Raw genomic sequence first — 16,034 nt, 5'->3', positions numbered from 1 at the left:
TTTCTAGCTGATATATCCCTGACATTGTTCATCCTTCATCTGGTTTATTCTTATTCTCTCATCTGTAGTCCAATTTTAGAGAATTGGTATTAGATAGACTGCTATTTTGTCAATGTGGTATTTTATAATCAAAAAAACCCCTAGCTTATTAGGGGCTTTTTTTTGGCTATTGGTCATCGGACATTAGATATTCAACATAGTCAAAATTCCCATACTGATAACTTACAATTCCTAACTTTTAATTAATTTTGCAAAAATTTTGAATCGTCTCAACCAATAGGTCGATTTCTGATTCTGAAGTAAAGTAATGCACGCTAGTGCGTATACAGCTAGGATCGGCAATTGTCCGAGTTAATATCCTTTGTGAGTCTAAAAATTGTACCAACTTCAAATGAGCTTGAGGCTGATTATTTGCAAGTTGGAAGGAGACTATACCGCTTTCGGGTGGGGAAGTTCGCAAACATTTAATATCGGATAACGCTATCAATTGTCGCCAAAGGTTCTCACTATTATGGCAAATTTGCTCGTAACGTTCCTGTGACGTTCCCCATTGCTGATGAATTGCGATCGCTTCCTTTAACCCAACATACAACGGATAAGCTAATGTAGACACTTCGTATCGTCGCCCATCTGGAAGCCAATCCACAGGCTGAGATTGACTATCCACAACAACGCCATTCAAGCCAATAAACGTAGGTTTCAGGCTTTCTCGTGCTTCTGGTCGGACATACAAGCCACCAGCACCCGCAGGGCCACATAACCATTTGTGACCAGTGAAAGCATAAAAATCTACTCCCAATTCAGTTAAGTTTAAAGGTAATAAACCAGCAGATTGGGCAGCATCTATCAGTAAAAAAGAATTATTATCTTGGCATACTTCGGCAATTTTGTCAAGAGGTAAAACTTGACCGGTATTCCAGAAAACATGACTCAATATTACAAGACGGGTATTGGGGCGCAAATGCTGAGCAATGATGGTTACAGGGTCGCCCTCATTTAAAGTTGTCTTAAGAGGACAGGTAGTAACTTCCACCGCGAATCTCCGCGAGATTTCCTGAGTTGTAGCAATTACACCTGGGTGTTCGCAGTCTGAGAGCAGCAGATGGTCGCCAGCACGCCACTCAATACCCCATATGGCGATATTACAGCCAACAGTGACATTCTGCGTGAGGGTAATTGTTTGGCTTGGTGCATATAACTCCGAAGCGATCGCTTCTCTTGCGGCTTGAGTCTGAGGTGCTATCCAGCGATACGCCTCATTACCAAAGGGGCCTATTTGCTGAACATAAGCTTGAGTTTGGGCGATCGCATCCATTGCCCTTTGGGGCATTGGCCCTTGTCCCCCATAGTTAAAATAAGCCTTATTCCCCAAAGCGGGAAATTGCTCTCGATGGCTATGCAACCTGGTTTGTGCGATAGAAGTATTGATCATACCGATTTTAGATTAGTGATTAGTCATTAGTCATTGGTATTGGGCATGGCGCAGGAGGAAAGAGTGAAGTTTTAAACCTAGTTGATGAGTATCAGAGATTCATTAATGGAGTCCAAAGACTCATCGACGAAGCTCCGAGACTCGTGAACGAGTATTAAAACCTGATTAACGAAGTTCATAGCTCGATTAACAAGTCCCATTTATACCAATTCGCTAAATTATAGCTACTGACCTCTGCTCCCCCATCTCCTTGATCTGTTTCATTCTCCCACTTCATTATTAGTTGTAGTTGTCTGAATTACTCCCAGAGTCCCGTAATTCTTGTTAACTTAAAAGGATGCTAATCAATGCTGAACTCCTACTGCAATACCAACGCTGTAAACGCCGACCTTTTCTAGATATCCACGGTGACAAAAGTCAGCGCGATGCCCCCAATGAGTTGCTACGGAAACTGCAACAGGACAAAATCGCTCATCAGTTGAGTGTTATAGCACAGATGACTTATCATCAACCAGATTATCCTTATGGAAACTGGGAAAAGGGAGAGAAAGCAACTTTAGAATTGATGCAGCGTGGGGTTGAGTACATCTACAAAGGAGTACTGTTAGCAAATTATTCTGAAGCAGACACCCTGCTAAGTCGTCCAGATTTACTCGTCAAACAACCAGGACAATCCCATTTTGGAGATTGGAGCTACGTTCCGGCTAGTATTGAACTGGGTAAGCGCCCTAAGCAAGAATATCAAGTTGTCGCTGCATTTCATGCTCAAGTGTTGACAACAGTGCAGGGAGTTGCACCTGAAACAGCTTTGCTGATATTGCGAACCAAAAATACAAATTATGCAGTGGATCTGAGCAAATGGACACCACGAATGCAGCAGATTTTGGATGAGTTTATTCAAGTTTTAGAGTTACCAAATCCGCCAGAGGTATTTATCTCTCGCCAAAAGTGCAATTTTTGCCATTGGTATAGTGAATGTTATGCGATCGCTCAATCTGAAAAACATCTCTCACTGCTACCAGGTGTAACACCCCTTCGCTACACTCAACTCCAAGCCTTAAACATTACCACACTAGAATCTCTTGCTAACACCAGTCCCAGCAGTTTAGAAAACCTACTTGGTTTTGACAGCCAAGTAGCGCCCAAATTGGTAGTGCAAGCTCAATCTGCACTAGAAAAACGACCGTTTATTCTACCCTACCCGCTACCAACAGAAGATATTACATTCACAGCGCCCATAGAGCTTTATTTTGATATTGAAGCCCAGCCAGATTTAGATTTAGATTATCTCTTAGGAGTTTTGGTTGTTAATAGACAAAATAATACAGAACAATTTTATTCTTTTTTAGCAGACAAACCAGAAGACGAAGAATTAGTTTGGCAACAATTTTTGGATTTGGTTTGGCAATATCCCGAAGCGCCAATTTATCATTTTTGTGTCTACGAGTTTGATACAGTCAAACGGTTGGCAAAACTTTACGGCACTCCACATTCCTTAGTACGTCCTGTACTGAATCGATTTGTAGATGTGTATGAGCAATTAACCCAAAGTGTAGCATTGCCCGTAGAAAGCTATGCCTTGAAAGCGATCGCTCGTTGGATAGGATTTGAGTGGCGCGATCAAGAAGCCAGTGGTGCTAAGTGTATTTACTGGTACGATCAATGGTTAGAAACAGGCGATCGCACCTTACTAGAAATTATCCAACGCTACAACGAAGATGACTGCCGCGCCACTTATAAAGTCAAAGATTGGCTTGTCAACTTTTTCCAAAATGAATATGATTTACGATTAGCTTAAGAAATTTATTATTTTTTAAAGGTTTTCCAATTAAATATTTACATTGATATGATTTGTAGGGATGTCTAAATGTCTATCTCTACAAATATTAAATTGATATAAACCTATGCATATAATTATTAAAAAAATCTTTGTATTTCCACGAATTATTTACTTTTTGATTCCAATTATAATTATTAGCCTTCTATTTACAAACTTTCCTTCAAACAGTGTTGAAATCAATAGTATAAAATTTATTGGGGAAGCCACTCTCCCAAAAGGTTTAATTTTTCAAAAAACTGAAGTTGGAGGTTTATCTGGAATTACATATAATCCCAAAAGTAACCTTTATTACGCTATTTCCGACGATCGTGGTCAAAAAGCTGCGGTTCGTTTCTACACCTTGAAAATCGACTTAAGCAAAGGTTTACTAAAAAAAGATGGAATTATTACAGTCAGTGTTACCACATTATTAAATGAAAATGATCAAATATTTCGCCCTGGTGAAACTGATACAGAAGGTATTGTATTAACTAATAAACTAACTGTATTTATTTCTTCTGAAGGCGACCGTACAAAATTAATTAATCCTTTTATTAAAGAGTTCTCACTATCTTCTGGCAAAGAAATTTCCACACTTTCCATCCCAAACAAATTTTTACCAGATAAAACTAATCAAAAAGGTATCCGCAATAATTTGGCTTTTGAAAGCCTCACCATCACACCTGATAACAAGTATCTATTTACAGCCACCGAAAATGCTCTAATTCAAGATGGTGTCGCAGCTAAACCTAATATCAGTAGTCCTTGCCGTATTTTGCAATACAACTTGCTCAACAATCAGCCAGAAAAGGAATTTCTTTACGAAACTGAACCAGTTACACCATTTTTGAATCTAATTGGCAAATTCGCTAGTGGATTACCCGATTTACTTGCTCTCGATAATCAGGGACACTTCTTAAGTTTAGAAAGGTCTTTTACTGGTTTAGGATTTGCTATTTCCCTGTTTCAGGTTTCTTTAGAAGGAGCAGATGATATTCATAATATTGATAGCCTTTTAGCAGTTGACTCCAAAAATATAAAACCAGTTAAGAAAAAACTGCTATTAGATTTGAGAAAACTAGATGTACTGCTAGACAACATTGAAGGCTTAACTTTTGGCCCAAAACTGCCGGATGGTCAACAATCATTAATTCTCATCAGTGATAATAATTTTAACTCCCTACAACGCACCCAGATACTAGCCTTTAAAATTAAAATTGAAACTCCACTAATTAGATTACTACGCCGTTTACTCCCGAATATTAACCTTTAACCGTATAGAGATAAAAGTGCGTAGGCGTAGCCTGTCGTAGATATCGCGGTTTGACTGCTATTTAGTTATTTCTGATTATTCCTGTGTATTCACGGAATTTACTAAGTAACTTTATCTAGCTTATTTATAGTTTACGTGTAATTTCTCAACCGTACTTATTAATAAATATGTTACATAATGTTTAGGAGCTTTTGTAGAGAGCTTAACTATAATTTACAGCATATAATTAATTAGTTTTCTCAAAATCCGGATATTTTTTAGATTTAAATTTAATAATTAACCAGAATTGATTAAAGTATTTTGACAATAATATTTTTTATAAATGATTTTTATGCCAGAAAATAAAATGGAGAGTATGGTAGGGCAAAAGACAGAATTAGACGATTACATTGGACAATTTTTAAACAATCGCTATTTAATCAGAGATTTAATTGGCAAAGGGGGGATGGGTAGAGTTTATCTAGCGGAAGATACTGCTAAAGGCAGTATGCCGATCGCAATCAAAATCTTATCACTTAGTTTGTCAAACCAACAAATGTGCCAACGTTTTGCCAGAGAGATTTTTATTGGTGCTCAATTGGGTCGCAAAAGTAAACATATTGTTCGCATTTTAAGTTATGGAGTTACTGAGGATAAAACTCCATTTTATGTAATGGAATGCCTCAAAGGAAAAAATCTCAAACAAATTCTGAAAATTCAGCCTTTAACGATATCGAAGTTTTTAGAAATTTCTAATCAAATTTGTTTAGGCTTACAATGTGCCCACCAAGGTATCAGCCTCAAAGGAGAGATTTATCCTATCGTTCATAGAGATATTAAACCAGAAAATATATTTATTGCTGAAGATAGTAAAAAAGGTGAAATTGTTAAAATACTAGATTTTGGTATTGCCAAGTTTTTAACAGAGCGAAGTGGGATGACCCTAACAGATTCTTTTATTGGCAGTTTGCCTTACTGTTCTCCAGAACACATGGAAGGGCGTAAACTGCTAGATGTCCGGTCTGATATTTATAGTTTGGGAGTACTAATGTTTGAGATGCTGACAGGGAAACATCCATTTCAAACAAAAAGTAACTCTTTTGGTACTTGGTATCAAGCCCATCGCTTTCAAATGCCACCTACAGTTGAAGAAGTAAATCCGCAAGTTAAAATACCAGAAATATTACAAAAAATATTAATGAGTTGTTTAGCTAAAGAAGTAAGCGATCGCCCTCAGAACATAAACCAAATATTAGAAGATTTAGAACAAGTTAACGCTCAAGTTAATGATGTTATTCCTAGCAATAGCAATGATATTATTAAAGTCTCACTCCCAGTTCAATTAGTGCCTGCAACTTTATTATCAGAAAAAGAGTGTTTGCAGAAAAATTGGCCTAAAAATAAACCAATTGCGCTAATTGGGTTTCCCTATTTACTACAGACTCTTCAAAGACCTATACCAACTTTTTGGGCAATGTTGCCTAAACAAGAAATTGTAAAATTTTTGGATAAAATACATGGTACTGAATTTATTACTAAAATGAATGTATACCCGATGCTACTGTGGGTAACAGTATTATATGACGTCCAACCTTCTACGACTAAGTGGTTACCTTATTTTCTGGATCTAAAAGATAATAATGGGCAAAAAATAGCGCGTAGTTTAGCAGAAATAGGTTACTATCATTTACTATTTTTCCCCTTAGAAGATCCAACTCATTGCTCTCATGTAACAACTTTAAATCTTACAGCTCAACAGCGTCAACAACTTGTAGATTGGTTAGATATAAGTCAAAATTCAAATGAATTAATTTTGCCTAGTCAAGCCAAAAATATTCTAAAAATAGAGTATGAAAAGCTGAAGTTAGACATATTACGAAACTTAGCTACACATCAAAAATCTGAGACAGACGGTTTAAAAAATTGGATGACTAAATTCTTGGAAATATTTTTAAAACTGCTATTACGTCGTTGAAAGTCTGTTATTCAAATCAAAATGCTTACCACTATTACCTAATAATATTTTTATATATTTATTCCTAACTTTAAATGGACTCAGTATCAGAGAAGAACAAAGTGAATCAAAGCCCATTTACATCTCCAAGTAATACGGGCTTGCTTGCCAATCGTTATCAACTCAAGCAATTAATTGGCAGCGGTGGCATGGGTGAAGTTTTTTTAGCAAATGATGTTTTGTTAGGAGGTATACCAGTTGCTATCAAGTTTTTGACTCAAACTGTTGTTAATACCAAGATGCAACAAGACTTTGCTCGTGAAGCTTTAATGAGTGCAGCCTTGAGTCAAAAAAGCATACATATAGTGCGGGCGTATGATTATGGTGTGAATGAGAAAGGAAAACCATACTACGTCATGGAATATCTATGTGGCAAGAATTTAAAGGATTTAATTCCGCTACCTCTGCCCATATTTTTGACTCTCTCTCGCCAAATTTGTTTGGGCTTACAGTGTGCTCATCAAGGTATTAACATTGATGGCAAAATTTGTCCGTTGATTCATCGAGATATTAAGCCTGCCAATATATTAGTTATTCCCGATCCGATGTTGGGCCAGTTAGTTAAAATTCTTGATTTTGGTATTGCTAGATTTTTGAATTATGCATCAACAGCTAGTACAAGTAGCGGATTTAATGGCACTTTACCCTACTGTTCTCCAGAACAGCTAGATGGCGAAAAACTAGATAGTCGCTCTGATATTTATAGCCTGGGTGTGATGATGTTTGAGATGCTCACAGGCAAAAAACCTTGGCAACCAGAAACTGATTACTTTGGTGCTTGGTATAAAGCACATCACTTTGAAACACCAAAAACGATCGCAGATGTTAAACCTACTCTTAAAATACCTCACAAGCTAAATAATTTAATTATGGCTTGTCTGGCTAAAAAAGCAAGCGATCGCCCTCAAAATATCGCTGAAATTTTACAATTTTTAAACAGCCTAGAACAGTCTAATTGTCCGATTCCACCTACAAATGCCTTTAACTCCATCCTTGGTAGTCCCTTAAATTCTGCATTACCAATCACACTAGAACAAAGCTATCGGCAACTTTTGTGGCCTCAAAATAAACCAATTCAAGAAATTGTTTTTCCCCAGCTTCTAGACACTCCACAAGGTTCTATAACAGCACTATGGTTAATGTTGTCTAAACAAGTAATCAAAAACTATACGATTTCTACCTGTTACAACCAGTTTATCTTCATTACATCCCCTCACCCAATGTTGTTGTGGGTAACTGTACTCTATAATCGGCAATTTGCTCCTAAGTGGCTACCATGCTACTTAGATATGCAAAATCCCCAAAATCTGAGGATGGTAAATTTCCTTGCTGAAAATGAACAATATCCTTTGATTTTCTTTACTTTGGAAGCACCACATTCCTGCATCAAGGTTCTCAGCAGTCGCATTGAGTCAACTCAGCGGCAAATGTTGAAAACTTGGGTGCAACACAGCCATAGTCTACCACCCGCTTCTCAACCTCAATTGAGTAAACAGCTATTGAAACAGCAGTATAAACAAATGCAATCTCGAATATTGCAGCATCTGGAATCAGAGCCACAGGTTGTATTATCACGGTCTTTTTAACGAATAATTCGCACCTGGGAGATATATAGCAAAAACAATTCCTAATTCCTAACTATAAAACACTAGCGACCAACAGGACAAGAACTTGTAACTAAATTACGAGCAAAAACAATCCCTAATTCCTAACTCCAAAATACTTGACAAGTAGAAAAAAAATAGTGATAATAGCAAAGTTGACAAACAAGGGACTGTAGTTCAATTGGTTAGAGCACCGCCCTGTCACGGCGGAAGTTGCGGGTTCGAGCCCCGTCAGTCCCGTTCTAAATTTAGAAGTAGCATATCATCGAACTTAGATGATATTTAATTTTGAATTAGCCAAAGAGGCTGATTTAGGGTTTAAATATAAGCTACATTTATCATGCTTTGCAAAAGAGAGAATTAACTGTGACTGTTAGAGTCCGTATTGCGCCGAGTCCAACCGGAAATTTACATATTGGTACAGCTAGAACGGCTGTATTCAACTGGTTATTTGCCCGTCACTACGGCGGGAAGTTTATACTGCGAATAGAAGATACAGATTTAGAGCGATCGCGTCTTGAATACACCGACAATATTCTTGAAGGATTGCGCTGGCTAGGACTTAACTGGGATGAAGGGCCATTTTTCCAATCCCAACGCCTGGATCTTTATAAAGAAGCAGTAGAAAAACTGCTAAATCGAGGATTAGCCTATCGCTGCTACACTACTTCCGAAGAACTAGAAGCGCTTAGAGAAGCTCAAAAAGCTAGAGGTGAAGCACCTCGCTATGACAACCGTCATCGCAACCTCACCCCAGAACAACGCGCCGCTTTTGAAGCAGAAGGTCGCTCCTCTGTGATTCGCTTCCAAATCGAAGATGGGCAAGAAATTGTCTGGAATGATTTAGTAAGGGGAAAGATGTCTTGGCGAGGTAGCGATTTAGGTGGTGATATGGTCATCGCCCGCGCCTCAGAAGAAGGTAGCGGTCAACCTTTATACAACTTTGTCGTTGTAGTGGATGACATCGATATGCAAATCACCCATGTCATTCGCGGAGAAGACCACATCGCCAACACCGCCAAGCAAATTCTGCTGTATGAAGCAATGGGTGCAAAAATTCCAGAGTTTGCCCATACGCCATTGATTTTGAATATGGAAGGGCGCAAGCTTTCTAAGCGAGATGGCGTAACTTCCATTTCTGACTTCAAGCAAATGGGCTTTACTGCTGAAGGCTTGGTAAATTACATGACATTGCTGGGTTGGTCGCCCCCAGACTCGACACAAGAAATATTTACTTTAGAAACAGCAGCTAAAGAATTTGGTTTTGAGCGTGTAAATAAAGCAGGTGCAAAGTTTGACTGGGACAAGCTGGATTGGTTAAACAGTCAGTATATACACAATACTCCAGTAGATAAACTCACAGATTTACTCATCCCCTATTGGCAAGCGACTGGGTATAAATTTGATGGTGGAAGAGAACGCCCTTGGTTAGAACAACTAGTAACTTTAATTAGTCAAAGTTTGACTCGTCTGGTAGATGCAGTACCTCAAAGCCAACTATTTTTTAGCGATACAGTTGAATTTAGCGACGAAGGCAGTACACAACTTAAGCAAGAAGGTTCTACTGCTGTCCTTGAAGAGATTGTCACAGCTTTAGAAAATCAGCCACAACTGTCAGAAACTGCCGCTCAGGAGATTATAAAACAAGTAGTGAAAGAGCAAAAAGTTAAAAAAGGCTTAGTGATGCGATCGCTCCGAGCAGCTTTAACTGGAGATGTCCATGGTCCCGACTTAATCCAATCTTGGTTACTACTAAATCAGATTGGTTTAGATAAGCCCCGCTTGACTCAAGCTATAACAGAAGTTAGGTAGCGATTCCTTTCAGATTTTAGAAATATTTTAGATTTTAGGGGCGCACAAACGTGTGCTCCTATCCATAGGGTAAAGCAACTATGGGAACAACAAATTCATTGACTAAATTATAGCAACCGCCAAGATGGTTAGGACAAACAGTACAATCTATGATCAAAGCAAGATTAGATACTAATTAGATATTTAGTACAAAAACAGATCATGCCAAAACCGTAGAGTTACGACTTACGTCAGAAGGTAATTCAGGCAATTGAGTTAGACGGGATGAAGAAGAGTGAAGCGGCTCAAGTTTTTCAAATCAGTCGAAATACAATCAACCTTTGGCTTCAGAGAAAAGCCAGCACGGGGGATTACAAAGCGTTAGCAAGTCAACCATCAGGAAATGGTCATAAAATTACTGACTGGGAAAAATTTGAGAAATTTGTCGAGGTGAATGGGGATAAAACTCAAGTAGAGATGGCTGAACTATGGCCGGGAGAAATTAGCGATGCCTTCTCTACGAGACGCTACGTGTAGCTTGCTTCCCGAAGGGTAGGGCGAGCTACGCTAACGCACAATATCAAGAGCCTTAAATAAAATTGGGTTTACTCGTAAAAAAAAACTTCTGATTATCAAGAACGAGATGAAGTTAAATGACAAGAATTTCGAGAAGAGATAGCATTGTATAAACCAGAGAAAATAGTTTATATAGATGAAGCTGGAATGGATAATAGAGAAGATTATGGCTATGGTTAGAATGGCAAGGGTGAGCGTTTCCATGCACTCTTGCATTGGCAAAAGAAAAGGCTGAGTTAATCTGATTGCTGCATATTGCAATGGGAATTTATTTGCTCCACTGTTGAGGGAGCTTGCAACAGAACGGTATTTGAAACTTGGCTAAAAACTTGTTTAATACCAACGCTAAAATCAGGACAAATAGTGATTGCAGATAATGCTACATTTCATCGCGGTGGACATATTAAAGAATTAATTGAAGCAGGCGGCTGTCAATTAAAATATTTGCCATCCTATTCACCCGACCAAAACACAAAATTGAGTGGGGAAAAGTCATGGTTGAAAAGTCGAATTCGTAAACAGCTAATTCAATTTGACTGCCTTCGGAATGCTATGGAAGATGTTCTTCGTACAGCGTCCTAACCGTATTGGCGACTGCTATACCCCCTCTTTTGTCACTTTCCAGGAGGACGAGCGCTAGAAGCCTGATGAGACAATCAATACAAGCTATACTATTAGAAAAAAATGGGTCTTGTATTTGTTCTTAGAAAAGAATCGCGCGATGCCTGCGGTTTTTGCTAGCCTACGCTTGCTATACAACAGCTTTAGAATTTAGAAATGGCAAATGTTTTCGGAGAGTGACAGAACAGGAATACTAATGAATTATCCGCAATTTCAAATCTAAAATAGGTAGTCAATTCTTCTCATGTTGGGAACTTGGTGTGTAAAATTCATGTCTTCAAAAACACTTAGAAGCAAACATAATTATAATGCCAACAAAAGCGCTCAATAGAGGGATGAGATTATCATTAATGATAGTTACGCTCTTCATCACATCGACAGTTAATGCTGTGACTGATGCTCAGGAAGCGCCAACAATATTTGGAGATGTCACCATTGGCCCTCAGTTTTCGCCGGATCCTTTGACAGTTCGCGGAATGAGTGGTGGCTCAATATCTGGGAGTCAAGTAGGTGGCAGAAGCGAAACAGCCACTGGCCCTTGTACCGGATTTGTTGATGAAACACCAGACCACACATTAGCGTTAACAAGTAAATTTGACTACCTGAAGTTACAAGTGCAAAGTCCTGAAGACACCACCATGATTATCAAAGGACCTGGTGGTACTTGGTGCAATGACGATTTTGATGGCAAAAATGCTGGCATTGTTGGTGAATGGCTACCTGGAAGTTACCAAATTTGGGTTGGTTCCTACGAAAAAGCCAAGTATCTTCCTTACACTCTAAAAATTACAGAAGTAAAGTAGGGCATTGGGCATTGGGCATGGAGAAGAGACAAGGGAGACAAAGGAGAGGCTTGTTCAATAATTCCCCCTTGTCTCCCTAGTCCCCAGTCCACAGTCCCCAGTCTCCACAACCATCATTGAGAGTAGCTTAAACGATACCAGGAGCATTCTGGAGAAATTCTCTCTGTCTTTGCATCTCGTTGCGTTCCCTTTTCTCGTGCGATATTGTATTAAAATTAAGTTAACTTTGATTAAGATTCTTGTTGGCATTGCCATAATGCTCTAATTGCCTTATGGCAGTGCATATAAGAGATCAAATTAAACAAAATGGATTTATAAACATCCGTTGAACAGCTTAAAGTGACGGAGTGATGAACTTAGGTTACTAGAGCTAACGAGTTGTATAAGCATCTAGAGGCAAATTAAAATGAAATTCTCTTGGAAAGTCCTAGCACTCTGGACGTTGCCGGCTTTGGTAATTGGCTTTTTCTTCTGGCAAGGTGCGTTTGCAGGCGCTCCTGCTGACATGAGTAAGAATGCAGCCAATACTCGCATGACTTATGGTCGCTTTCTAGAATACTTGAACGGCGATCGCGTCAGCAGTGTGGATCTTTACGAAGGCGGTAGGACAGCAATTATAGAAGCTCGCGATCCGGACATTGAAAATCGTGTCCAAAGGTGGCGTGTGGATTTGCCTGTTAACGCTCCTGAGTTAATTAGCAAGCTCAAAGAAAAAGCCATTAGTTTTGATGCTCATCCGATGCGGAATGATGGCGCAATTTGGGGATTGTTGGGCAATCTCATCTTTCCAGTTTTATTGATTACTGGGCTGTTCTTTTTGTTCCGGCGTTCTAGCAACCTCCCTGGCGGCCCAGGTCAAGCGATGAACTTCGGTAAATCCAAAGCGCGTTTCCAAATGGAGGCAAAAACCGGCGTCAAATTTGATGACGTAGCTGGAATCGAAGAAGCTAAGGAAGAACTACAAGAAGTCGTCACCTTCCTGAAGCAGCCAGAAAGATTTACGGCTGTGGGCGCACGGATTCCCAAGGGAGTGCTGTTAGTTGGGCCTCCTGGAACTGGTAAAACTTTATTAGCAAAAGCGATCGCAGGTGAAGCAGGCGTACCTTTCTTCAGTATTTCTGGTTCAGAATTTGTGGAAATGTTCGTCGGTGTGGGTGCATCTCGCGTCCGTGATTTGTTCAAGAAAGCTAAAGATAACGCCCCCTGTATCATCTTTATCGATGAAATTGACGCTGTAGGACGGCAACGGGGTGCTGGTATCGGTGGCGGTAACGACGAGAGAGAGCAAACCCTCAACCAATTACTCACGGAAATGGATGGGTTTGAAGGTAACACAGGTATCATTATTATTGCTGCTACCAACCGTCCCGACGTACTAGACTCAGCCTTATTACGTCCCGGTCGCTTTGACCGCCAAGTAACAGTCGATGCACCCGATATCAAAGGGCGTTTGGAAATATTGCAAGTCCATGCGCGAAATAAGAAACTAGACGCTAGTGTATCTTTGGATGCGATCGCTCGCCGCACTCCTGGATTTACTGGTGCTGACTTAGCCAACTTACTTAACGAAGCAGCAATTCTCACAGCTAGAAGACGTAAAGAAGCGATCACCCTCCGCGAAATCGATGATGCAGTGGATCGGGTAGTGGCTGGGATGGAAGGCACTCCCTTGGTAGATAGCAAGAGCAAGCGCTTAATTGCTTACCATGAAATCGGACACGCTTTAATTGGGACTTTGTTAAAAGACCACGATCCAGTACAGAAAGTTACCTTAATTCCACGGGGACAAGCACAGGGTTTAACTTGGTTTACGCCCGACGAAGAACAAGGATTAATTTCTCGTTCCCAGTTGAAAGCTAGAATTACTGGTGCTTTGGGTGGTCGTGCTGCTGAAGAGGTGATTTTTGGGGCTGCGGAAATCACAACTGGCGCTGGTGGCGACTTACAGCAATTATCAGGAATGGCTCGGCAAATGGTGACTCGTTTCGGGATGTCCGATTTAGGGCCATTGTCGTTAGAAAGCCAGCAGGGAGAAGTATTCTTGGGTCGTGACTGGACAACCCGATCTGAGTATTCTGAATCCATTGCTTCTCGTATTGATGGACAAGTTAGGGAAATTGTTGAGCAGTGCTACGACAATGCTAAGAAGATCATCCGTGACCATCGCACTGTTACTGATCGCTTAGTAGATTTGCTCATCGAAAAGGAAACCATTGATGGCGAAGAATTCCGCCAGATTGTAGCTGAGTACGCTGAAGTACCTGAGAAGCAACAATACGTACCGCAACTGTAATAGTTGACTCTTTTCTAGATATCATCAGGAAAAGAATAAAGTAACAAAAAGTAAAATGAGGATAGCGTATACCATCCTCATTTTTTTTGCGATTTTTTAGTGTTAGGAAGATTCTAATTTTAAAATTCTCAAAATTTATAAACCCATAAACTCTACAACCAACCTTGTTTTTTCAACTTAGCTAGCGCATCCTCCGCAGCAGCTTTTTCTGCATCTTTTTTATTGCGTCCCTTACCTTCTCCATAAATTTTTTCATCCACCAATACTTTGGCGATGAATTCTGGTGCATGAGAAGGGCCTCCTATTTGGTCTGTGAAATATTTGGGGGGATTTGGAGTAACATTGCGTTGCACCCATTCTTGAAAGCGATTTTTTGAGTCTACATTAGAACGAGGTACAATTATATGCTTAGGATCTACAGAATCAAATAGTGGTTCTATAATTGCGCGAACTGTTTCAATATTGGACTCATTATCCAAATAGTAAGCACCAAGAACTGCTTCAAAGGTGCTACTGAGCAAATTAGGATTTTGGTAGCCTCCATCTCGAATTGCACCTTTTCCTAACCGCATCCTAAAGTCTAAACCTACCTCTTGGGCAAACTTTGCTAATTGCTTTTCATCTACCAGCGCCGATCGCCGTCGGGTTAATTCATCTTCTCCCATTTCAGCATGACGACCATAGAGATATTCGCCACTTAAGAAATTCAGCAAAGCATCACCAAGAAACTCTAGGCGTTCATTGTGTTCGCCTTCTCCAGGGTTTTCATGGACATAAGAACGGTGGGTAAGCGCACGGCGTAGAAGTTTTTCATCATGAAATATAAGAAGTTTGTGCATTTTTATCTTGTGTTTTGTTGCGAAAATTGACTGTTGGAAAACTTTACGAGTGTTGCTTTTTTAGACATGAAAAAACCGCAAATTGCGGTGTCTTAGGAAAACCCAGTTTTTTCAACTGGGTTTTTCAAAGGTATTTTAGGCAGCCAGTATATCTAATTCAGTTAAAAATAACTCCTGATTTTGCTTTCGGACTTTGCCATCCTTTACAGCAACATCAATAAACTGGCTAAAACTCTTAAATTTCTTGCCATCATCTGTATAAATAGATGAGTATCCTTGATAATTAGCACAACGTTGACGCATCAATCTATCAATGCGACCAAATACGGTAGGCTTACCTTGGCTTGAGGCAGTTTTAATAGCTTCAATTAGATACTCTATAGCCTCTTTGCAATTAATCTGAGACATAAGAGCCTTGTTGTGAGGTTGAGTCTTATTACTATTGCCAACTAGCTGAGGTAATTCATCTACAAAGTAAAAGTTCTCATTACCAACTAGTTTAATCAATTTTGGATTTTCACTACCTCTTTGAGCAAAGATTATCACTTTTTTACCTAAAGCCTTTAACATGCAAATTAAGCCAGCATAGTCCCAGTCTCCTAATACCAGGATAATCATATTAGCAGAAGGATTAAAAGCAACCCAATTAATACAGTCATTTATCAATCTATAATCTGCACTATTCTCTGAATTATCAGGAACATCAACACCCTTCATCCCAATAATTTCTAACTTGCTTTTGGTATAAACTTGGTTGATATAGTGTGAATTATAGTAGACATTTTTGCAGTCTATACGCCCCTTTGATTGGGCAAATTTCAGCAAAAAATTACCCTTGCCTTTAATTGAAGAGACGTTCTGAATATCGACAAAAATACCGATATAATTTTTTTGCTGGCTGGTTTGTTTGTTGGAAGATTGATCAACGTGTGTCATTGTAATGTATCCAGTTATTGTTGAGTGAACTGGACAGCTTCAAAAAATTACACA

General features: G+C 39.4%; 10 protein-coding genes, 1 tRNA gene and 1 pseudogene. 9 read left to right on the top strand and 3 right to left on the bottom strand.

The genetic code is table 11. From position 1 onward, the window contains the following. Positions 1-238: 238 nt before the first annotated feature. Positions 239-1,432 carry an aminotransferase class V-fold PLP-dependent enzyme gene (locus V7K89_RS21690; protein ID WP_335190764.1) on the bottom strand — a complete coding sequence of 398 codons (1,194 nt, stop codon included), beginning with the start codon at positions 1,430-1,432 and terminating at the stop codon, positions 239-241. 337 nt (positions 1,433-1,769) lie between these two features. Between V7K89_RS21690 and V7K89_RS21685 the strand changes: the two genes are divergently transcribed. From V7K89_RS21685 to ftsH2, 9 genes and pseudogenes are all read left to right on the top strand, one after another. Beyond that, the gene (locus V7K89_RS21685; protein WP_335190762.1) at positions 1,770-3,230 is read left to right on the top strand and encodes a TM0106 family RecB-like putative nuclease; all 1,461 of its coding nucleotides are present in this window, start codon (positions 1,770-1,772) and stop codon (positions 3,228-3,230) included. 106 nt (positions 3,231-3,336) lie between these two features. Further along, on the top strand, positions 3,337-4,524 hold the full coding sequence (locus tag V7K89_RS21680; protein ID WP_335190760.1) for an esterase-like activity of phytase family protein: 1,188 nt from the start codon (positions 3,337-3,339) through the stop codon (positions 4,522-4,524). Positions 4,525-4,855: 331 nt separating this feature from the next. Next, complete coding sequence (locus V7K89_RS21675; protein ID WP_335190758.1) at positions 4,856-6,478, top strand: serine/threonine protein kinase; 1,623 nt, start codon at positions 4,856-4,858, stop codon at positions 6,476-6,478. Positions 6,479-6,579: 101 nt separating this feature from the next. Then, on the top strand, positions 6,580-8,103 hold the full coding sequence (locus V7K89_RS21670) for a serine/threonine protein kinase (RefSeq protein WP_335190756.1): 1,524 nt from the start codon (positions 6,580-6,582) through the stop codon (positions 8,101-8,103). A gap of 184 nt (positions 8,104-8,287) precedes the next feature. After that, positions 8,288-8,361: transfer RNA gene (locus V7K89_RS21665), tRNA-Asp, on the top strand. 126 nt (positions 8,362-8,487) lie between these two features. Then, on the top strand, positions 8,488-9,933 hold the full coding sequence (gltX, locus tag V7K89_RS21660) for a glutamate--tRNA ligase (RefSeq protein ID WP_335190754.1): 1,446 nt from the start codon (positions 8,488-8,490) through the stop codon (positions 9,931-9,933). 216 nt (positions 9,934-10,149) lie between these two features. Beyond that, positions 10,150-11,070, top strand: a pseudogene (locus V7K89_RS21655) (IS630 family transposase); the annotation flags it as partial. 347 nt (positions 11,071-11,417) lie between these two features. After that, positions 11,418-11,912: a hypothetical protein gene (locus V7K89_RS21650; RefSeq protein WP_335190752.1), complete on the top strand. Its 495-nt coding sequence runs from the start codon at positions 11,418-11,420 to the stop codon at positions 11,910-11,912. A 406-nt stretch (positions 11,913-12,318) separates the two neighbouring features. Then, on the top strand, positions 12,319-14,205 hold the full coding sequence (gene ftsH2 / locus V7K89_RS21645) for an ATP-dependent zinc metalloprotease FtsH2 (protein WP_335190750.1): 1,887 nt from the start codon (positions 12,319-12,321) through the stop codon (positions 14,203-14,205). A 152-nt stretch (positions 14,206-14,357) separates the two neighbouring features. On the opposite strand, the gene rnc is transcribed toward ftsH2, so the two are convergent. Both rnc and V7K89_RS21635 read right to left on the bottom strand, forming a co-directional pair. Further along, entirely contained in the window at positions 14,358-15,044 is a 687-nt protein-coding gene (gene rnc / locus V7K89_RS21640) for a ribonuclease III (protein ID WP_335190748.1), read from the bottom strand. 135 nt (positions 15,045-15,179) lie between these two features. Then, positions 15,180-15,980 carry an NYN domain-containing protein gene (locus tag V7K89_RS21635; protein WP_335190746.1) on the bottom strand — a complete coding sequence of 267 codons (801 nt, stop codon included), beginning with the start codon at positions 15,978-15,980 and terminating at the stop codon, positions 15,180-15,182. Positions 15,981-16,034: the final 54 nt, after the last annotated feature.

Source organism: Nostoc sp., from assembly GCF_036917515.1.
In the GTDB taxonomy this organism is placed as follows: Bacteria; Cyanobacteriota; Cyanobacteriia; order Cyanobacteriales; family Nostocaceae; genus Nostoc.
The sequence above is the reverse complement of the archived record's forward strand: the minus strand, read 5'-3'. Positions and strand labels throughout refer to the sequence as shown.